Raw genomic sequence first — 19,383 nt, 5'->3', positions numbered from 1 at the left:
CCATGCCCCTGACTTTGTGGGTCGTTGCTGTCCTGATCCCCGAGATCGTGCTCTCCTGCCTGCTGTTGCGCTGGCTTCCGGACCGACGTGAGTGGCCGATACCGCTGCTGATCCCGGTTCCGGCCATCGTCGTGGTGGCGCTTCTCATTCGGTACGTGGCGCAAGAGCCCTGGCCCGGCACGCTCGCAGCGTGTGCCGGCTTCCTGTGCGGTCTCACCCTGGCGCTGCTGCCGTTCCGGGGCTGGGTGTCGTCGTGGACCCTCCCGGTGCACGGGGACGAACGGCTGCGCTGGCGTGAGGTGGCCTTGGTGGCTCTGAGCGTCGCCACTCCGGTGTCGACGAAGCACACGAAGGCCGCGACGGGCAAGGCGTTCGCGCCGCGTGAAGTGGTGCACGAGCGAGGGAGGTTTCCCTCGGCGATGGGTGTGGCCTTGCTGGTGCTTCCGGTGCTCTGCGCGGTGGCGGCCGGCTGGGCCGCGGATACGGTCGGCCTGACGGTAGTCCGCCCCTGACCGGGCGCAGTTGGTTCCCTTGGCGAGGCAGTCGAGCATCGAACCCTGTTGGTGTACTGAATTGGCGGCTTCGTCACCGTCACCATGATTCGCGTGGGTGGGAACGCAGGAGCCCCGAAGGCCTCGCGGCCTTCGGGGCTCCTTCTGTGTCAACAGTCCTACTTGTCAGGGGAATTGCCTTGCGTGCCCGGCCTCCAAAGCGGACGCCGACGTTGGGCAGTCCGTCGGTGCCCGGCTTGGAGGTGGTGACCGGGGCGACGGTGCCCACGCCACCAACAGGAGGCGGGACCGGCCACGAGGTTGAACAGATCGTCGAACCTGCGATGAAACGTCCCGACGTTGTCGGGGCTGCTTACCGCCGACTCGGCATCCCTCGAGCCGAACTGCCCGCAGCTTCAACCGGATTGCTGCGGCTGTCAGTTCACCAAGGACAGCGCGCGCCGTGGTTCGCGCTCGGTCTGCTCGCCGCCGCCCTCGACCATGGTGATGGTCAGGCCGAAGAGCATCGTGTTCATCTCGTCAATGGTCAGGCCGAGTTCGCCGGCCACGGCGGCGGGCCGCACACCGTTGGCCCTGAGCCCCTGGAAGACCTTGGTCAGCACCTGCGAGATCTCGCGCTTCTTCATGCCGTGCGGCTCGTCCTTCCGGTAGCCGCGCTTGCTCAGCTCGGTGCACGCCGACCGGTACTGCCAGTCGGTGAGGAGCCCTTGGTACTTCGCGGCGGTCTTCCCGCCCAGGTGCGGCAGGCGCTGCCGCGTCACAGTCCGGGCAGTTGTGGCGTTCTTCCGCCAGTGCAACCTGATCGGGCGTCAAATCCATGGCTGGAGTCTCACAGAACCCCGTCGCGCAACATGTCGGTTCCGAGAGGACTTTTGCGAGCGGCGACTTGCCGGAACCTCGGTTCCAGTTGGCGCTTGTGCGCTCTACATGCGGGTGGCGGCGAAGCCGATGAGGACGACCGCCGTGACCACGATGCCGGTCAGCCCGGCCCAGCCACCCAGCAGTGCGCACGCCGCTACGACGGCGAAGGCGCCCAGCATGAGTGCGGTGAACGCCCACGCCGACAATCCACGGTCATCACTGTCTTCTGCGTGCGTCTTCGTTTTCCTGGTCACCGTGCGCACGGTATCGAGTCTGGCTGGTAGGTCTCGCATCGGGGAGGGCTCACGGGGGATGCGCCGCAGTGCCATAGCCAGTGCAGGTACGCGGACGGCCCGGCTCGCGGTGGCGGCCGGGTCGTTCGGGGTGGTGCGTCAGGCGAGGGCGAGGAAGAGTTTTTCGAGTTCTTCCTCGGTCATGGGGGCCTGGTTCTCGTCGGCATTGGTCATGCACTGGCGCATGCCGCTGGCGACGATTTTGAAGCCGGCGCGGTCCAGGGCTTTGGATACGGCGGCGAGCTGGGTGACGACATCTTTGCAGTCGCGGCCGGCTTCGATCATGGCGATGACGCCGGCGAGTTGGCCTTGGGCGCGGCGCAGGCGGTTGAGGACTGCGTTGACTGAGTCGTCGTCGAATTTCACCGGTGCCTCCTGGCCTTGTGTTCTCACCCCATGGTACCCCAGGGGGTATCCCGGCGGGTGGGGTCAGTGGTTGCGGAGGGCGGCGAGGGTGGCGGCGAGGTCGCCCTGGTGGGGGCGGTTGTGGGGAAGTTTGGCGAGGAGGGCGGCCATACCGCAGGTGTTGGTGAGGGCGGAGAAGACCAGGCCGCCGGCGGTGCCCGCTGAGGCGAGGCGGAAGGCGGGGCGCAGGCGGCCGAGGGCGAGGCCGGCCAGGACGACGGCGCCGGCGGTGAGGCGGACCTGGCGTTCCATGCTCCACGCGGTCCGCCGGGCGCCGTCGGGGTGGTGGAGGGCATTGCCGTCCGCTGCCCAGGCTCCGGTGCCGCCGGTGAGGGTGGCGGTGGTGATGCCGTTGTCGGCAAGGGTTTTGCAGGCGTTCTCGGAGCGGGCGCCGGAGGCGCAGACGACGAGGATGTCGCCGCGCTGGGCTGCGTGGCGGATGTCGGGGAGGGCCCGGTCGAGGTGGTCGAGGGGGATGTTGAGGGCGCCGGGGAGGTGGCCGGTGGCGTACTCGCCGGGGGTGCGGACGTCCAGGACGATCAGTTCGTGCAGGCGGGTGCGGGCCTGGTCGGTGTCGAGGGCGCGGGGGGTGGTCATGAGGGGGTGTTCCGTCCTTGTTGTCGGCGTGCCCGGTTATGGACACCAAGTTACCCCGGGGGGTATTGGCGGGAGGGTGGCGGCGGAGCGCCGTTGCGGGTCACGGGCGGGAAGGTCAGTGGAGGGCGTCGGTGAGCATGAGGGCGGCGACGGCCAGGAGCACGATCGCGAAGATCCGCTGGAGGGCGGGGCCGGAGACTTTGGAGGCGAGGCGTTTACCGTCCCAGGCTCCGAGGATCGCGGCGCCGGCGAAGGGGGCGATGACCGCCCAGTCCAGGGGCGTGCTGGTGCCGGCGCGGGCGGCGAGCGCGGCGAGGGAGTTGACGGTGATAACCAGGAGGCTGGTGCCGACCGCGGCGCGCATACGCAGTCCGAGGACGCCTACGAGGGCGGGGACGGCTAGGAAGCCGCCGCCGACGCCGAGGAAGCCGGTGACCGCGCCGAGTCCCGCGCCCGCACCGGCAGCCCGCGCCGGTCTGACGGGCCTGGGCTGCTGCTCGGGATGGGGCGACTTGAGCATCCTGAGGGCGGCGAGGGCCGCGATCGCGGCGAACGCGGCGGTCAGCACCGCCTCGGGCAGGCGGGCGGCGAGGGTGGCCGCGGTGATCGCGGGCACCATCCCGGCGGCCGCGAACAGCGCGCCGGTCTTCCAGCGGACGTTGCCGGAGGTGGCGTGGGCGTAGAGGGCGGTCGCAGAGGTGGCGGTGACGATGATCAGCGAGGCGGTGGTGGCGGCGGCCGGGGTGAAGCCGAGGAGGTAGATCAGGGCGGGAACGGCCAGGACGCTGCCGCCGCCGCCGAGCGCCCCGAGGGCCAGGCCGATGACGGCCCCGGCGATGAGGGCGAGGAGGAGGACACTCACGCTATCCGGCCGCTGCTTCCGCGTTCATCGACGACCGACAGTCCGGCCGCCGCCCAGGCGGTCATACCGCCCTTGACGTCGACGGCCTCGGCCCCGCGCCCGGCCAGGAGTTTGGCGGCCTGCTGGGAGCGGTGCCCGGAACGGCAGATCACCACCAGCGGCCGGCCGTCGGCCACAGACGGCAGGGCGGCGCCGGTGACCAGCCTGGAGAGCGGAGCGTGGACGGCGCCGGGGGCATGGCCGGCGTTCCACTCGACCTGCTCGCGCACGTCGAGGAGGACGGCGTCGCCGTCGGTTGTGCTCCGGCGGGCCTGGTCGGGGGTGACGCGGGCGGTGCCGCGACGGAAGAGGAACATCCGTCTTCCTTCCAATTCTCTGGTGGCAGGGGGCAGGCAGCGGTTCAGCTGCTGGTGCCAGGCGTGAGGGGCAGGCCGGCGTCGGCCGCCGCGTCGAAGGAATCGTCGACTGCGACGACGTCGCGGCCTGCGGCGTCCAGCAGGGAAGCGGCGATACCCGCGCGCATCCCGCCCGCGCAGTGCACCCACACCGTCCCGGCCGGTACGTCGGCCAGGCGGCGGGGGAGATGGTGGATCGGGATGTGTACGGAGCCTTCGATCCAGCCCGTGGCGCGTTCGGAGTCCCGGCGCACGTCGAGGACCACGTCAGGGCTGGGGTCCTGGGCGGCGAGGTCGGCGAAGGTGGCGCGGGGGAAGGAGCGCGGGGTGTGGCCGTCGGGTATCCAGTCGCGGACGGTGCCGGTGGCGGCCGCGGCCGGCCGGTCGATGCCGACGCGGACCAGTTCGCGCTGGGCGGCGGCGAGCTGGGCGGGTGACTGGGCGAGGAGGGTGACGGGCTTGCCCCAGGGGATCATCCAGGCGAGGTAGGTGGCGATCTTCCCCTCCGCCTCGAAGTTGAAAGATCCCGCGACGTGGCCTTCGGCGAACGCGATCCGGTTGCGCAGGTCCACCACCCACTCCCCGGCGGCCAGGCGTTCGGCGATGTCGGCGGCGTCGGTCAGCGGGGGTGCGGTCAGGTCCACGGGCGCGGGGCCTTCGGCGTTGGCCGGGCCCATGTGGGCGTAGTAGGCGGGCACGTCTTCCAGGCCGTCCAGCAGGGCGGCGACGAAGGTGTCGACGTCCTTGACCAGGGCGTCGTTGCCGACCTTCTCCTTGCCGATGGTGGTGGCGTCGCCCTCGGACTGGGAGGAGGAGCAGAAACTCCCGAACCCGTGGGTGGGCAGCACCGTCGTCTCGTCGGGGAGCTCGGCGGCGAGCCGGCGGGCGGAGGCATGCTGGGCGCGGGCCAGCTGGTCGGTCAGCCGCGGCTCGACCAGGTCGGGGCGGCCGACCGAGCCGATCAGCAGCGACCCGCCGGTGAACACCGCGGCCACCGTCCCCTGCTCTTGCAGGACGTAGGAGGTGTGGTGCGGGGTGTGTCCGGGCGTGGCCATCGCCCGCAGGGTGATCCCCCCGTCCACGCTCACCGTGTCACCGTCGGCGACCGGTGTGCGGGCGAAGCCGACCCGGGCGGCGGCGGGCACGAGGTAGGCGGCGCCGGTAATGCGGGCCAGCTCCAGGCCGCCAGTGACGTAGTCGTTGTGGATATGGGTCTCCACCACGTGAGATATCCGCACCCCCCGCGCGGCGGCCGCCTCCAGAACCCGTTCGACGTCGCGGGGCGGGTCCACCACCACCGCAGTGTGCGCGCCGCCCGCCAGGTAGCTGCGGTTTCCGAGGCCCTCGGTCTCGATGGTGTCGATGAAGAACACGCGGTTGCTCCCTTCGGCTGACATTTACCCCCGGGGGTATATTTTCGAGCCTATCACGGGTACCCCCGGGGGTATTTTTGACGGCGAAGAGAACCCGCTCACACAGGGCGGCTACCCGCCGCCCGCCCCCTGCAACGTCGTGGTCCGCTCCGACGGCGAGCACACCGTCGTCGCCGATCCATTGCGGGGGCGCTGGCGCCCGCACGCCGAACCGCTGGGACAGAACGGACACCCGAGGGGGCCGAGCAATCGGCCAGTGGGACCGGCCCGCCGCACGCCCTAACAGCCCCGTCGCAGGTCAGCGGCCTACTGCAACCTCCATGGCACCGCTGTGGCTTATGGGGGCGCATCCGCGGAGCACGATCCGCTAGGCTGTCCGCGGTCGGTCGGCTACTCGGCACGTGCGGGAGAAAATGTCCACTCGGACATCCCACCCACCGCGCAGGGACGCGAGCTGACCAGGGCGTTTGACTTGCCGGGATGGCGAACCCCACTGGGGTTTCCTCCACGGTTTCCATCAAGCCCCCGCCTCCGTGGGATCTGTCGAAAACCCTCGACGCCCAGGTCGGAGATTCGGCTCTCCGGGAGTGAAAACGGCCTCCCCTGGATTTCAAAACGCGACCAGCTCGGACGCACGCACTGGCCAGCGCTCCACGCCTCTGAATGACGAGCCCCAAGGGGCGCGCTTCACCCTGTCAGCTCAGCCCCCTGTACTCACCCGCCAGTCGACTTGCTATTTAAATAGCAATGCCAGACGGTGGGGTCATGCACGACGTCTACGTACCCCGGCCCCGGTTCGACCGGCGGGCGTTCTTGCTACTCCTTGATGAGCAGCAGCGGCTGCTCCTGTGTGAGGCGTGCTGCCGGGGGTTGACAGTGCCTCAGGTACGACTGGATGCGGGGGCCGACTACATCGGGCAGGCCGCACGCTTCCTGCAACAGCGATTCGGTCTGCGGAGTCCGCAGTTCTCCGCCCTCTACGGACTTCACCAGTCACGGCGGGAGGAATCTTGGGAGTACGACCGGCCAACCGCCTCCCGTGCATTCATCGTGCGCATCAGCGATGAGCAGTCGGCAGCCGCACAGAGCATGACCAGTAGCCATGCCCTATGGACGGTGACTCAGCTCCGTCGGCGACGCCGGGACGTCTTCCCTGAGGGAGTCGTTCTGCTAACCGCCGGCTACGTTGAAGGTTGGCTGCCGGACGGCCCTATCGAGCTGCTATGAGGCTCAGCCGCAGGGATCGACGCAGGGTTGTTAGCGTCCTGTCGGATCGCTCAGCGCGCTCAGCGTGCCGATCGCACTCAGCAGGGCAGCCCCCACAGTGGTACGGCGGGGTGCCGTACGACCGGTCTCGTAGTTGGACAGGCTCTGGAGCGAGACCCCCGCGAGCTCAGATAGCTCCGCGAGCGTCAGGCCCCGGCGTTTTCGGGCCAGCGTGATGCGGGGCGGGGTCACAAAAGCTCGCTGTGGATCCGCACCGCACTCTCGGCCTGCACCCGGCAGGAGAAGAGGAACCAGGTCTGAAGCTTCAACTCGCCGTCACTCGCGGCCTCGTCGAGCGCCGCGGCCACAACCTGCAGCGCAGTCAACGCCCGGAACCTTGCGTATCCGTAATTCGGCACTCCTGCTTGTCCTGCCGGGTCGGCCGCAGTCACGGTTGGAGCGATCCGATCCTCGATGCCCTGTTTCAGCGGGCACTTCCACGGAGTCCGATTTGAGCACTGACCACACTCGCCGAGCGGTCACCATCCGCCCTCGACCGATCCTTGTGAAGCCGCCTGGGCGGGCACGATGTCGGGCGTTCTGCATCACCCGGGCAACGCGCGCCACCGTGCCGGACTTACGCCGCTTCGCGGTCCATACAGCCCGGCGGTGGGCGATTGGGAAGGACCCGTACGACATGCTGGCGCTGGTCGTCAGCGAGCTGGTCACGAATGTCGTGCTCCACAGTGGCAGCCCGGACGTCGCGCTACTGATCACCTTGGACGGTGTCGCCCTGACCGTCGAAGTCACCGACAGAGGACGGTGGCTGGAGCGTGACGCCGGGGCCCCCACGCTGGAGGACCGCGCCTCCTTCGGGCGAGGACTCGAACTGGTCCGGGCATACACCAACTGGTGCACCGTCCTCGCCACCGCGGCCGGCACCCGAGTGACGGCCGGTATCCCCGTCATTGAGCCGGACGCGAGCCGTGTTGAGGTCCGCGAGCACAGCGGTTCGGCACGCTTCGGGCAATTTCTTGGGTATGGGTGATCCGGCATCCACCTATAGCCGATCCCTGACCGTCCGCGGTGAGATGAGAGCGCACGGGCCCCCGGACCGCCGATCGCCGAGGTTCAGGTCCCGCTCGCGGCGCCGCTTCCCTGTCGCCGGACGATCCGCTTCGCCCCAGATGCGGACGGCAAAACCGTATACGCATACACCTCCGGCCTGCTCGGCCCGGTGGACGCATCACGCACCAGCGTGTCTCAGGCCCCCCGTGCACCACACCCCGTGCGGCTTCCGTACCCGTTCGTACGTCGCCCCGTCACCGACTCCTGTTTTCATGGAATGCGGAAGGCTTAGCTGCTCCATGGTCGACCACCAGGACGAACCGCCCACTGACGTCGAACTCGTCGCCGCCGCACTGAGGAACCCTGGATCCGACGCCGCAGTGGAGGAGTTGTACCGGAGGCGTCGTGAGCCGGTCCTCTCGTACGCGTACACCTGCCGCCGTGATCCACGGAGCACCGAGGATCCAACCTCGGAGGCATTCGCCCGCGCGGTGCGAGACGCCCGATCCGGCTGCGGTCCCACGGTCGCCCGGCGCCCGTATCTGCTCACCGTCGTCCGACGCACCGCTACAACGGCGCCGGCGGTGAGTGCATCGACCATCACAGCGGCATCACTGCTACGGCGCCGTACAGCTCTGCTGTCTCGTCGACGGCCGGGCACTCGCATCGGGCGCGCCCAAGTGCACCTCCGTCAACACGTCGGAGTGACGCACTGATTACCAGCTGAGCGAATTCCATTGCCTCCCACGGCTGTCACCTGCCACCGGAGATGAGTGAAGAACTCCTATGCAATTAGTCCTCGGCTACCGACCGCTGCAGCACGTCTTTGCCGCCGCCGCTACCCGCCGAAGCTAATTAGCGTCGTTTCCGACTCATCGAAAGGCCTTGCCTACGCATGTCCGTTGATAGTGTTGACTCCCTGTCCGACGCCGAACTCACGGCAGCAATCAGAGAGTTAGTATCCGAAGCTCCGGTGGAGGAGCTGTACCGGCGGCACCGTTCGGCGGTTCTGTCCTATGCGCGTATGTGTTGCCGTGATCCGCACACGGCCGAGGACCTGGTCTCGGAAGCCTTCGCCCGCACGCTGCAAGCGGTGCGGTCCGGGGGCGGTCCGGAGGCCGCCTGGCGCCCGTATCTGCTCACCGTTGTCCGCCGCGTCGCCGCGGAATGGGCGGGCACGGCACGGCGCACCGAGCTGTCGGCCGACTTCGAGCAGTGGCTCGGCAACCTGCCCGACAGTCCCGAGGCGGTAAGCAGCGAGGAGCGGATACTGTGCCTGGAGGACAACAGCCTCGTCGTCCGCGCGTTTCGCTCGCTGCCCGGGCGCTGGCAGGCCGTCCTGTGGCACACCGCCGTCGAGGAGGAACCCGCCTCCACAGTCGGCACCCTGCTCGGCATGGGCGCAAGCGGTATCGGCTCGCTGGCGTCCCGGGCCCGGGAAGGGCTGCGCGAGGCCTACCTGGCCGCGCATGTCGAAAGCGCCTTGGTGAGCGAGGAGTGCCGCCGCTACACCTCCCTGCTCGCAGCAGCGGTGCGCCGCTGCGGCCGTCGCCCGAACAAGGACCTCGACCGGCACCTCGCGCAGTGCCAGCACTGCCGTCACGCGCTGATGGAACTCACCGACCTCAACGAGCGGCTGGGCTCGGCGCTGCCGACCGGCGTGCTGTTGTGGGGCAGTTCGGCGTATGTGGCGGCCCGGATGGCCGAAGCCGGCGCGAGTGCCGCTGGTGCGGCCTTGGCACCCGGCACACTGGGCGGCGGCCTCTCCCCGAACGGTGGTATGGGGTGGTGGCCGCCGGCCAAAGGCTCCCCACTGCGCTCGGGCGCGTTCGCCGGTGGCGTCGTCACCGCCCTCGCGGTCGCCCTCCTCGTCCTGCCCATGCCGTTCGGTGACGATGGCACCGAGTCCTCGCCCTCGCAGGCGGCGCCGGCCGTGACGGAGATCGAGCATCCGCCGCCCGTCACGGTCACGTCCACCCCCTCCCAGCAGACCCTCTCCGACCAGGCCGAGCCGGTCGTCCACGCATCGGATACGGCATCGGGGAAGCCGGCCAAGCCGTCTCCCACCGGGGCCGGCCTCGGGACCGTCACATGGTCGGGCACCCTCCGCAACCGGGGAATCACCACGCAATGCGTCGAGCCCGCCGGCACAACAATCGTCCAGAACACCTGCGACGGCAGCAAGGACCAGGTCTGGCAGACCGTGTCGTCCAAAAACAGCAAGGACTACAGCCGCCTGCGCAACGCCGCCACCGGCGAGTGCATCGACTACGGAGCAGCGACCTACCACTCCGGAACCACCGACGCCATCGACGTCGGAATGTGCCCCTGCCGCACCGAGGGCGAAGGACAACTGTTCCGCTTCGACCCGTGGTGGGGCGAGAAAGACGGCAGCTACCTGGTGCGCGCCGAACAAACGGACGGCAAGCCGTGGAACCAGATGCAACTCGGCATGCTGCACTGGCCGGAAGCCGGCGACCCGCCGCCCGAGACGAACGCCCCCGTCGTGCTCATCAAAAACTACTACGGCGCCCCACGGCTCCGCTATTTCGCCGAGGGCAGGTGACAGGGCCGGTCGGCTGGACCCCGTACGAGCCTGTCGCGCAACGGCACATGGACCCCACTAGGCAAAGCCTCGGCAAAGCAGCGGGATGGACGCAGTCGAACACCCTCCTTTCTTGTGACCAGCCAAACACGCATAACGAGGGGGACTCGGTGGCCCGAAGCGCGATGCGCCCTGCGTTCGGTGGGCGCGGAGACCACAGCCCGTTGTGACCAGACCGGCGCCGCGTCGGTCACCGCAATGCCGGTTCCCGAAGCGGGTTCAGCACGTGGGGCTCATGCGGTCATGAGGTCCGCCGTCGGCGGCCGCACGGCGTACATCACGGCCGGTGCCGCAGCCGGATCCCCGCGTCCGCGCTACCGAATTCAACCAATGCGAGTGTCACCACAATTTCCTGCCGGCTGAGGCACGGCGACTCTGCCGGCAGGGAGGGTGGCGCCGTGTCGGAGTTCACCGATGGCACCACCGGACTTGAGTGGAAGGCTCCTCAATGCAATTGCTCTTGGGCTCGCGACCGTCACAGCAGCCTCTCTCCGACGCTGCTGTGATGATTGCGTTGCGCAAAGGCCGGATCGAATTCTGCCGGCATCTCTACCGCCGCCACTACGCCGCGGTGCAGGCATACGCCTCCCAATGCGTGCGAGGTCCGCTGCATGCGCAGGAGGTGACATCAGATGTCTTTGCGCACCTGCTCCAACAGATGGTGTCCGGCGAATCGCTCATCGAGCGTCGTCATCCGGGGTGCCTGCGTCCCCAGTTACTGGGAAAGGTCCGCACCGCCGCGATCCATCGCTGGCACCGGGAGCGCGACACACTGGCGCCGGACTTCCAGACCTGGGTCGCGGCAGGATCACGGTGGCCCTGGGGCGAAGACGGCCAGCTGGCTCTCGCGTACGAGCGCCTCCCGGCCACCACCCAGTGCCTGCTGTGGCACTCGGTGGTGGAACGGGACGATCCCGCGTTCACGGCACGCATCACGGGCCTGGATCACCATGCGGTTCCCGCTGCGTGCGACCAGGCCATGACCGCGCTGCGCCAGGCCCGTGCGGACCTGTACCTCGAGCGGCTGGAGCGTGCGGACTGCAGGGATGTGATCGAGCGGCTGACCCGGCGGCCTGAGGCGGACCCGGCTGAAGGATGGGGCCATCTCCGCGCCTGTCCGGCCTGTGCGGCGCTCTACAAAGACCTGTCCCGCCTCGACGCGCAGCTCGAAGCACAACTGCCGGTACGGCTGTTGGGATGGTGGACGGGACAGCGATACCTGCGTGCGAAGGCCGCCATCCCCATACCACTGGGCGATCCGCCGTTCCTGGCAAGGCTGCTGGAGCGAGGCCGGGCCGATGCCCCCGCCCAGCCCTCGCGTGTACGCCGGGCCACGGCGGCCACCCGGAGGAGCAGGGGGAGCAGGGGAAGAAGCAGGGCAGCGTCCCCGCCGTTTCCTCGCCGCTCCCGGGCCGCTTTCGCGGTGGCGGGCTTCCTGGTCGGCGTTGGCGCGGGCGTGCTGCTGCTGACCGCTTGTGACCCACAGCTCGGAGCGCACAGACAACCGCCGCCTGCCCCCGGACCTTCACCTGCCCCGAACGACCCGCCGTCACAGCAAGCAACACCTCCTCCTGCGCTCTCGGCCCGATTCCCCGTCCAGGCCAATGGGTACACAACGCAGCAGGGGACAAGCGCCAGCTCCGACCCCGGTGCCCGTGCCCTCGGAAGCTCTTCTGTCCTGCATTACGACCGGGTCGATTTCTCCACCGTCCGAGACACCCTCGCCGCAGCGAGGCTCGCGGGGCCGTCGGGCGGCGGTGCCCGGATACAGCTCAGGCTCGATTCCCCTGCCCGGCCACCGCTGGCACAGATCACTCCAAGTGCCGACGGTTCCGTGAACGACATCTCGGTGCCCATCACCCCCGTCGTCGGCGTGCACCGCCTCTACGTCACCGCGCACTGCCCGACGACCACCGATCGGTGCATCGAACTCTTCGCGTTCGGTGCCGCACCGTCGATGTCTGAGGCGCTGCTCCCCCTTCACCGTCCAGAGGACACTCGACGAGCTCGAAGGGGCCCTCGCCAGTTTTCAGCACCTGCAGAAGCTTCCTCCGGGCTATTTCGGAAAGCGTGGGATCGGCGATCTGGTGGCGCGGCTGACAGGCGACATCGAGACCCGCTTGCCGTTGCGATCTGTCAGCGCCAGATCGTGCCGATAGACACCCAGCTTCTTGAGGGCGCGGGCGACATGGTGCTCCACAGTCCGCGGGGACAGGTGCAGGGTGGCCGCGATCTCGCGGTTGCTCAGGCCGGCACCGGCGAGCTCTGCCACCTCCTGCTCGCGCGGCGACAGCCGCTCACCGTATCGGGGACGGCCCGGCGGGCGCCGCTCGGCACCGGGATGGGCTCGCAGTTCCGCCCGCACCCGAGCCGCATCCCATGTCGCGCCGAGGGCTTCCAACTCCTCTGCCGAAGCCGTCAGTTCCGAGATCCCCGCAGTGGTCGCCGGGCTGCCCGCCTGCGCGCACCGCCCGGCGGCCTCCGCGGCCAGAGCGGCCTCGTAGGGCCGAGGGAGCGCCTGGTAGCAGGTACGGGCACGCCGGAAGTACTCGACTGCCTCCGGGAACGCGCCGTCCGCTTCGGCCAGCAGCGCCCTGCTCCACCCCAGTGCAGCCCTGCCGGCGGGTGCCTGTCTGCCCTCCATTCCCGCCGCGAACTCGTCCACCATCTCCCGGGCCGTGTCCAGTTCCCCGGCCCGGGCGGTTGCCTCCACGGCCCATGGACCCAGCTCGGCCGCCCATACCCATACGGCCTTGGCCCTCAGCCTGGCCCAGGCCTCGGCCGCCTCCCGGGCGGCGCGCAAGGTCCTGGCGAGCGAGAGCGAACCTGATGCGGCCTCCCGCGGCCGCCGCGGCCAGCGGTACGGCGCTGTCCTCTCCGACCAGGCCGGGGCCGGAGAGCCAGGTGTCTGCCTGGCCCCACTCGCCCGTTGCCAGGGCGAGCAGACCCAGCGCCAGCCGTGTGTCGCCCGCGACGGCCGGCATCTCGGCCATTTCCGCCACCAGAGCGCGGGCCCGCGACGCCAGTCCCGCCCAGCGGCCGGTCATCACGTCCAGGATCAGTGAGGTACCCCGTGTGAACTGCTCTGCCCACGACGCACCGCTCCGGGCGGCCAGTCTCATGGCCTCGGCCTGCAGCTCGCGGGCTCGCGCGTACTCGCCCAGCCAGACCGCCGAATTCGCGGCGTTGGCCAGGCCACTCGCCGAGACGTCGAGAATCCGGAGATCCTCACCTTCCCGGGGAAGTTGCTCCAGACGCCGCCACCCGTCCGGATCACCCACGCAGACCACCACGGACATCCGGGTCACCGCGATTCCCGCCTGGGCAACCCGGTCCCCGCTCCCGGCCACTGCCGCCTCGGCCCGCGCCAGCCAGGCGAGATTCTCTGCCAGTGATCCGCCGGGCCAGTAGGGGACCCCAAGGGATGACATCGCCCGGGCCGCCAGCACCGGGCGGCTGCGCAACTCCTCAGCGGCTATGCGGAGTTCGGCACGCCCGTCGGCGCTCTGCCTGACCATGAGCATGATCATCCCGAGGTCGAGCCGGATCTCGCCACGTACAGCGGCGGGCAGCTCGGGATCGTCGACCAGCCGCCGCAGCACCTCCACCGTCTGGTCGGAACGCAACCCGCTGGACGCACTACGGGCGAGCATCGGAGCCAGCCGAGCTCGGTGCGACTGCCGGACACCGGGGTTCGCCAGCGTGTCCTCGAGCAACGCGATGGCCAACTGGTGGTTTCCGGCCTCGGCAGCTTCCCGCGCGGCGTTCTCCACACTCTGCAGCCATGACGCTCTGCTACCTGCCCCACCTGGACTACGACCTCCAGCGCTACGGCCCCGACGACCCACGCTCCCACCGCGCGGCCGCCGACCTCGACGCCGCACTGGCCCCGCTCCTGGAGGAGGCGCGCGCGGAGGGCCGTACGGTGGTGGCGCTGTCGGAGTACGGCATCACCCGCGCCACCCGCACGGTCGACATCAACCGGGCGCTGCGCCGGGCCGGGCTGCTGGAGGTGCACATCCAGGACGGCATGGAGTACCTGGACGCGATGGCCTCGCGTGCCTTCGCGGTCGCCGACCACCAGATCGCCCACATCTACGTCCGCCGCCCGGAGGACCTCGACGCCACCGGCGCCGAGCTCGCGGGCCTCGACGGCATCGACGAACTCCTCGACGACGACGGCAAGAAGGCCCACGGCCTGGACCACCCGCGCTCCGGCGAACTCGTCGCGATCGCCGAGCCGGACGCCTGGTTCACGTACTACTACTGGCTCGACGACGACCGCGCCTCCGACTTCGCGCGCCTCGTCGAGATCCACCGCAAACCCGGCTACGACCCGGTCGAGCTGTTCATGGACCCCCTCGACCCCTATGTCAAAGTCAAGGCGGCCACCGCACTGGCCCGCAAGAAACTCGGCATGCGCTACCGCATGGCCGTCGTACCGCTGGACCCCTCGCCCGTGCGCGGCACCCACGGCCGGCTGCCTGCCCGGCCTGAGGACGGCCCGCTCCTCCTCTGCTCCGAGCCGCAAGCCGTCTCGGGTCCGGTCCGGGCCACAGAGGTGAAGAGTCTGCTGCTCAGTCTGGCAGGTCTCAGCTGAGAGCCGACCTGCGATGTCGGTCGGCCCGGACCGGCCAAGGGCAGCGGTGGCTGCGCAGCCGGAGACGGCGGCGGAGCTGGTCGAGGATCGTCTTGAGCACCCCGGCCTTGGTCCAGCGCGAGAAAAAGCCGAATGCTCGGCCGCCGGGTTGATCAGAGTGCGAATGCGGTCACGCGTCAGTCGATGGTGAGGAGCGCGGCTCTGCTGGGGACGCCTCGTGTGTCGAGCGCGAAGAGCATGTAGGTGCCGGGCAGTGCGATGCCGGGGTCGGAGGGGATGTCGAGTGCGTAGCTGTTGGTGCCTGTCGTTCGGTAGGTCAGAGGGATTCGTCGTTGGTCGTTGTCGGTCGAGTGGGTTGCCGCTCCGCTTCGTACCAGAGCGAACGAAGCGATTGCCGTGTCGGTGGTCACCGGCAGGTTCGCCCCGTGAGCCACCTTGGCGGGAGTGTTGCCGGTGAGCCGGGGCCGGGTCCTTTCGGTGCCGTCGGGGTTGAGGAGGTAGGGCGGGGTGAAGATCGCTCCGTCGGGGTGGTTCGTTGCGCAGTCGCCGCACAGACCGCCGCCGCCGGTGAAGATGCGCCCGTCGGGGAGGAGGTTGGCGACGCTGTGGTAGTTGCGCGGTACTGCCATCGAGGCCATCGGAGCAAAGGTGCCGGTCGCGGGATCCCAGATCTCGGGGGTCATGACGGAACCGGCGTCGCTGAACGGCACGGGGGTGGACTGTCCACCGAAGACCGCGACCTTTCCGTCCGGCAAGACGACGCTGTTGCTGAAGGCCCGTGCGTGGGCCATGTCGCCGGTGCGGGCGCTGACGGGTTGTGCGCCGCCGTTCAGGTCGACGGTGTATGCGCGCTTGGTGGCTGGTGCGTTCTCGTAGGCGGTGGCGCCGCCCAGCGTGAGCAGTTTGCCGATGTCGTAGGCGACGGCGTTGCCGTTCATCGCGTCGGCGCTGTCCGCGCGCGTGCCTGCCGGGGTGATGCTGCCGTCTCCGGCGGTGGATATCCAGTTGAGCTGCTTGCTGGGACCGACGTGCAGGACCCGTCCGTTGGAGGTTGCGTGCAGCCATTGGTGGTTGTCGGCCCGGTAGGGGCCTTGCGGGTCCGCGGTCATCGTGCCGGTGGCCGGCACGCCGGACAGCCTGCGCCAGGTCCCGGTGGCGGCCGACCAGACCTCGCCGTCCTTGCCGCCGGTGCCGCCGCTCCAGGAGCCGCCGAGGACGAACGCGTCACCGTTCGAAAGCAGTGTCATGGCCTGGTAGCCGCGTGCGATGTTCATGTCGGCTGTCGAAATCCACTCGTCGGTGGCGGGATTGTAGATGCTGGCACGCGCGGCGTTGCTGCCTCCGGTGACCAGTACCCGGCCGTCGGCGAGGAGTGCGATGCCGGGACAGAACATGTCGTGGCCCGTGTTGTCGACGCGGCGCTGGGTGATCCTGCCGGTGGCCAGGTCCATGATCGCGGTCTGGGTGTAGCCGTTGCTGCCGCCGAAGCGGTCGATGGCGTAGGCGGACCAGGCCAGCAGCTTGTTGTTGGGCAGAACGGCGGTGGCCACCGGCACCAGGGGGAAGCCGGTCAGCCGTCCCCACGCGCCGTGGACCGCAGGGTCGGCCGGGCCACTCAGGCGCAGTTCGGCGGCCGAGGACCACGGACCGCGCCCACCTGCCTCGGTGGTGGCGGTGAGGCGGACGAAGCGGGCGCTGACGGGACGGGTGAACGTGGCGCCCTTCACGGAGTCGTCGTCCTTCCAGGTGCCGGTGGCCACGGGAGCGCCGAAGGTTGTGCCGTCGGTACTGGTCGTGACCGAGTAGGCACCGATCCGGCCGTTGGCACTGTTGCTGGGGCGCGGCTGGTAGGCGAGGCCCGAGACATCCGCTGTGCGGTGCATGTCGATGGTGATGCTGTGCGGCAACGGCACAGGGGTACCTGACCACTTGCTGTGCCAGAAAGTGTCGGCACTCCCGTCCAGGACCAGTTGGGCACGATTGTCCTCGGCCGCGGTCTCCTCGTCACTTGCGGTGGCCGTCCAGCCCGCACGCGACAGGTCGACGACGGAAGCGGGCGAACCGGGGTCGCCGAGCAGGTTGATCTCCCCGGCCGAGGACCACGGACCGCGCCCGCCGGCCTCGGTGGTGGCGGTCAGCCGGACGAAGCGGGCGCCCCTGGCGGCGAAGCTCAGGGTTTTGGTGGTCGCGTCGTCGGCCAGGGTCCCGCTCGCCACGGCCGCCCCCCAACTGGTGCCGTCGGCGCTGAGGTGAATGGCGAATTCGCCGATCCGGCCGTTGGCACTGTTGCTGGGGCGTGGCAGGTAGACGAGGCCCGAGACGACCGCTGTGCGGTGCATGTCGATGGTGATGCTGTGCGGCAACGGCACAGAGGTGCCCGACCACTTGCTGTGCCAGAAAGTGTCGGCACTCCCGTCCAGGACCAGTTGGGCACGGCCGTCCTCGGCCGCGGTCTCCTCATCACTGGCCGTGGCCGTCCAGCCCGCACGCGACAGTACGGGAGCGGCAGGCTCCATCGCCGCCGCAGGGGCCGCCCCGTGGTGCGGCGCAGAATACGGCGCCGCCTGCCCCGTGGCGGGCGGGTGCGGGCGCGCGGCGGGGGTCGCACCGTCGGCGGTAGTAGTGATCAGCGGCAGCAGCGCTGTCATGACTGCCGTCAGGGCCAGGAGAATGAGACCTCTGCTTCTCAACCGGGACAGCCGGAACAACCGTGACGCACGCACCATGACATCTCCCCCAAGAGCAAGCAAGACAGGGCCCCATGCGCGTCGTCACGAGCGCGGAAGGCCGTCGGCCGGTCACCAGAGGGGACTCTGTCCGGGCCCGACCGTCCCGCCGCTTTGCGCATGTTTTGCCAAGTCGGCCCGTGCGGGCATCGTCTGGGTCAACACGCACGGCACCACCGTGTCCGAGATGCCGCACGGAGGTGTCAGGCATTCGGGCTACGGCAGCGATCTGTCCATGGCGGGCTTGTTGGACTACACGCAGGTCAAGCACGTGATGCTGTAGCCAGGGTGGCTGCCCTGAGGTCACCCCCCGGGTGCCTCGCGCGGGGGCAACGCGAGGCACCCGGGGGGTGACGGGTGGAGTGGTGGGCCATTCGCCGGTCAAGCTGTGCGCCGCTCGAACTGCTGATTGGCGCCGGTGCCGCAGGTGTACTGAATGAGGCGGGCACCGTTATCGGCGGATCCGTACCTGACGTCCAGACACTTGCCGCTGTGCCGGGCGACGAGACGGTAGTAGCCGTTGCCCTGGTCCTCGAACTTCCACTGCTGGTTGGCGCGGGAACTGCAGCTGTACTGGTTCACGAAGGCGCCGTCACTCTGCGATTCGTCTGCGACATCCAGGCACTTGCCGCTGTGCTGGGCAAGGACACGGAAGTAGCCGCCGCCCGCGTCCTCCGTCCGCCACTGCTGGTTGAGGGCATTGGTGATGCAGCCGTACTGCGCGACCCACCCGTCGTCGGCGGAGGAGTTGTCGGAGACGTCGACGCATTTGCCACTGTGCCGGGCTACGAGGTTGTAGTACGGGCCGCCGCCCACGCCGGTGACGGTTCCGGCCTCTGTATCGATGGAGATCTGTGGGTACCACGGCAGGTTCATGGTGGTGCTGGTCGGGAAGGTCAACGGCAGCCAGACGTATTGCGACTCGTTGACCGGACGGTTCCAGTCGCCGGCCCAGCGGTCGCCCATGAAGAGGTACGAGGTGCCCGTGGAGCCCTGCACCGGAAGGACGAAGGTGGTCTGGGATTCGTGGCCGTTGTGGTTGCCGACATCCTTCATGGGCGTCCAGGGGCCGGCGATGCTGCTGGCGGTGGCGTACTTCTGCTGGGTGAAATGCCAGTAGTTGGTGCCCGAGGTCAGCATGTAGTAGACGCCATCCCGCTTGAATAGCGCCGGTGCCTCCCGGCTCTGTCCCGGCCAGGGGTTGGCGACCTCGCTGTCGTAGCCGGTGTAGGTGGCGTTGAGCTTGTAGATGCGCAGGTCGACATTTTCCTCGGTGGCCGTGACCTGGTACGCGGTGCCGTCGTCGTCCTTGAACAGCGTCTGGTCGCGGGACGTGGTGCCGCTCGTCGGCCGGAAGCTGCCCTGCCAGGCGTAGTCACCATCGACGGTGTCGGAGACGGCGACGGCGGAGCGGGCCTCGGTGTAGTCCTCGTTGCCTTGCTCCTTGTGCATCCACATGACGAACTTGTTGGTGGTGCTGTTGTAGATGACCTTGGGCCGCTCGATGTTGGCGATGTTCAGATCGGGGTGGGAGTCCTTGGTCAGCACATCGCGCCTGAAGTCCCAGGTCTTGAGATCTGTCGAGCGGTAGGCGGAGACGGCCTTGAAGTTGTTGTTGGCGTCGCGGTTCTCACCGAACCAGTAGTAGTAGGAGCCGACCTTGATCACCCCGCCGCCGTGTGCGTGGACCACGGCACCGGTGGTGTCCGTGAACTGCGTTCCGTTGGTCACGGTGACCGGGGCTGCCTGGGCGGGGAGTCCGGCGACCAGCAGCACGAATGCGCCCACCAGGGCGGCCAGAAGCAATGTGAGGGCACGTCGAGGCATCGGGGATCCTGTTGGGATGAGTTTTTGTGCAGGCCGTCTGAGTCGAGGCATCG

At 69.1% G+C, this 19,383-nt stretch carries 19 protein-coding genes and 2 pseudogenes; 8 read left to right on the top strand and 13 right to left on the bottom strand.

The window, feature by feature from the left end; genetic code table 11:
* The first annotated feature begins 2 nt into the window (after window positions 1-2).
* Window positions 3-512 carry a hypothetical protein gene (locus OHA61_RS22500; protein WP_406304548.1) on the top strand — a complete coding sequence of 170 codons (510 nt, stop codon included), beginning with the start codon at window positions 3-5 and terminating at the stop codon, window positions 510-512.
* A 416-nt stretch (window positions 513-928) separates the two neighbouring features.
* On the opposite strand, the gene OHA61_RS22495 is transcribed toward OHA61_RS22500, so the two are convergent.
* The 7 genes from OHA61_RS22495 to OHA61_RS22465 all read right to left on the bottom strand — a co-directional run bounded on the left by OHA61_RS22495 (window position 929) and on the right by OHA61_RS22465 (window position 5,298).
* Window positions 929-1,273 carry a hypothetical protein gene (locus OHA61_RS22495; protein ID WP_406304547.1) on the bottom strand — a complete coding sequence of 115 codons (345 nt, stop codon included), beginning with the start codon at window positions 1,271-1,273 and terminating at the stop codon, window positions 929-931.
* A 162-nt stretch (window positions 1,274-1,435) separates the two neighbouring features.
* Window positions 1,436-1,627, bottom strand: a complete 192-nt coding sequence (locus OHA61_RS22490) for a hypothetical protein (protein WP_406304546.1) — start codon at window positions 1,625-1,627, stop codon at window positions 1,436-1,438.
* Window positions 1,628-1,765: 138 nt separating this feature from the next.
* The gene (locus tag OHA61_RS22485) at window positions 1,766-2,032 is read right to left on the bottom strand and encodes a metal-sensitive transcriptional regulator (RefSeq protein WP_406304545.1); all 267 of its coding nucleotides are present in this window, start codon (window positions 2,030-2,032) and stop codon (window positions 1,766-1,768) included.
* 63 nt (window positions 2,033-2,095) lie between these two features.
* Entirely contained in the window at window positions 2,096-2,668 is a 573-nt protein-coding gene (locus tag OHA61_RS22480) for a rhodanese-like domain-containing protein (RefSeq protein WP_406304544.1), read from the bottom strand.
* Between the two features lie 115 nt (window positions 2,669-2,783).
* On the bottom strand, window positions 2,784-3,530 hold the full coding sequence (locus tag OHA61_RS22475; protein ID WP_406304543.1) for a sulfite exporter TauE/SafE family protein: 747 nt from the start codon (window positions 3,528-3,530) through the stop codon (window positions 2,784-2,786).
* Window positions 3,527-3,886, bottom strand: coding sequence for a rhodanese-like domain-containing protein (locus OHA61_RS22470; protein WP_406304542.1), 360 nt, complete (start codon window positions 3,884-3,886; stop codon window positions 3,527-3,529). Before OHA61_RS22470 ends, OHA61_RS22475 begins: the two co-directional genes overlap by 4 nt.
* Window positions 3,887-3,930: 44 nt before the next feature.
* Window positions 3,931-5,298 carry a rhodanese-like domain-containing protein gene (locus tag OHA61_RS22465; RefSeq protein WP_406304541.1) on the bottom strand — a complete coding sequence of 456 codons (1,368 nt, stop codon included), beginning with the start codon at window positions 5,296-5,298 and terminating at the stop codon, window positions 3,931-3,933.
* A 765-nt stretch (window positions 5,299-6,063) separates the two neighbouring features.
* Between OHA61_RS22465 and OHA61_RS22460 the strand changes: the two genes are divergently transcribed.
* On the top strand, window positions 6,064-6,525 hold the full coding sequence (locus OHA61_RS22460; RefSeq protein ID WP_406304540.1) for a hypothetical protein: 462 nt from the start codon (window positions 6,064-6,066) through the stop codon (window positions 6,523-6,525).
* Window positions 6,526-6,555: 30 nt separating this feature from the next.
* Here OHA61_RS22460 and OHA61_RS22455 read toward each other — a convergent pair whose 3' ends face one another.
* A complete protein-coding gene (locus OHA61_RS22455) occupies window positions 6,556-6,756 on the bottom strand; it encodes a helix-turn-helix domain-containing protein (RefSeq protein ID WP_406304539.1) in 201 nt (66 codons plus the stop codon).
* Window positions 6,753-6,890 carry a hypothetical protein gene (locus OHA61_RS22450; protein ID WP_406304538.1) on the bottom strand — a complete coding sequence of 46 codons (138 nt, stop codon included), beginning with the start codon at window positions 6,888-6,890 and terminating at the stop codon, window positions 6,753-6,755. The genes OHA61_RS22455 and OHA61_RS22450 overlap by 4 nt, the downstream gene beginning before the upstream one ends.
* A gap of 179 nt (window positions 6,891-7,069) precedes the next feature.
* Here OHA61_RS22450 and OHA61_RS22445 point away from each other — a divergent pair, with 179 nt between their 5' ends.
* Window positions 7,070-7,552 carry an ATP-binding protein gene (locus OHA61_RS22445; RefSeq protein WP_406307423.1) on the top strand — a complete coding sequence of 161 codons (483 nt, stop codon included), beginning with the start codon at window positions 7,070-7,072 and terminating at the stop codon, window positions 7,550-7,552.
* Window positions 7,553-8,467: 915 nt separating this feature from the next.
* Window positions 8,468-10,138 carry a sigma-70 family RNA polymerase sigma factor gene (locus tag OHA61_RS22440; protein ID WP_406304537.1) on the top strand — a complete coding sequence of 557 codons (1,671 nt, stop codon included), beginning with the start codon at window positions 8,468-8,470 and terminating at the stop codon, window positions 10,136-10,138.
* Between the two features lie 847 nt (window positions 10,139-10,985).
* Here the strand turns inward: OHA61_RS22440 and OHA61_RS22435 are convergent.
* Window positions 10,986-11,282: a hypothetical protein gene (locus OHA61_RS22435; RefSeq protein ID WP_406304536.1), complete on the bottom strand. Its 297-nt coding sequence runs from the start codon at window positions 11,280-11,282 to the stop codon at window positions 10,986-10,988.
* Here OHA61_RS22435 and OHA61_RS22430 point away from each other — a divergent pair.
* Window positions 11,226-12,062: pseudogene (locus OHA61_RS22430) on the top strand (carbohydrate-binding protein); the annotation flags it as partial. The gene OHA61_RS22435 and the pseudogene OHA61_RS22430 sit on opposite strands and share 57 nt — an antisense overlap.
* A gap of 171 nt (window positions 12,063-12,233) precedes the next feature.
* On the opposite strand, the gene OHA61_RS22425 reads toward OHA61_RS22430, so the two are convergent.
* Window positions 12,234-12,890 carry a response regulator transcription factor gene (locus OHA61_RS22425; protein ID WP_406304535.1) on the bottom strand — a complete coding sequence of 219 codons (657 nt, stop codon included), beginning with the start codon at window positions 12,888-12,890 and terminating at the stop codon, window positions 12,234-12,236.
* A 40-nt stretch (window positions 12,891-12,930) separates the two neighbouring features.
* Between OHA61_RS22425 and OHA61_RS22420 the strand changes: the two genes are divergently transcribed.
* Window positions 12,931-13,242: a hypothetical protein gene (locus OHA61_RS22420; protein WP_406304534.1), complete on the top strand. Its 312-nt coding sequence runs from the start codon at window positions 12,931-12,933 to the stop codon at window positions 13,240-13,242.
* Between the two features lie 719 nt (window positions 13,243-13,961).
* Window positions 13,962-14,777, top strand: a pseudogene (locus OHA61_RS22415) (alkaline phosphatase family protein); the annotation flags it as partial.
* Between the two features lie 176 nt (window positions 14,778-14,953).
* Here OHA61_RS22415 and OHA61_RS22410 read toward each other — a convergent pair.
* A complete protein-coding gene (locus OHA61_RS22410) occupies window positions 14,954-17,425 on the bottom strand; it encodes a discoidin domain-containing protein (protein ID WP_406304533.1) in 2,472 nt (823 codons plus the stop codon).
* Between OHA61_RS22410 and OHA61_RS22405 the strand changes: the two genes are divergently transcribed.
* Window positions 17,424-17,786 (top strand): aldehyde dehydrogenase family protein, encoded by a 363-nt coding sequence (locus OHA61_RS22405; protein ID WP_406304532.1) that lies wholly within the window; start codon window positions 17,424-17,426, stop codon window positions 17,784-17,786. The two genes, OHA61_RS22410 and OHA61_RS22405, sit on opposite strands and share 2 nt — an antisense overlap.
* A 98-nt stretch (window positions 17,787-17,884) precedes the next feature.
* Here OHA61_RS22405 and OHA61_RS22400 read toward each other — a convergent pair whose 3' ends face one another.
* Window positions 17,885-19,330, bottom strand: a complete 1,446-nt coding sequence (locus OHA61_RS22400) for an RICIN domain-containing protein (protein WP_406304531.1) — start codon at window positions 19,328-19,330, stop codon at window positions 17,885-17,887.
* Between the last annotated feature and the right edge of the window lie 53 nt (window positions 19,331-19,383).

It is taken from the genome of Streptomyces sp. NBC_00885 (assembly GCF_045207475.1).
Classification (GTDB): domain Bacteria; phylum Actinomycetota; class Actinomycetes; order Streptomycetales; family Streptomycetaceae; genus Streptomyces.
The sequence above is the reverse complement of the archived record's forward strand: the minus strand, read 5'-3'. Positions and strand labels throughout refer to the sequence as shown.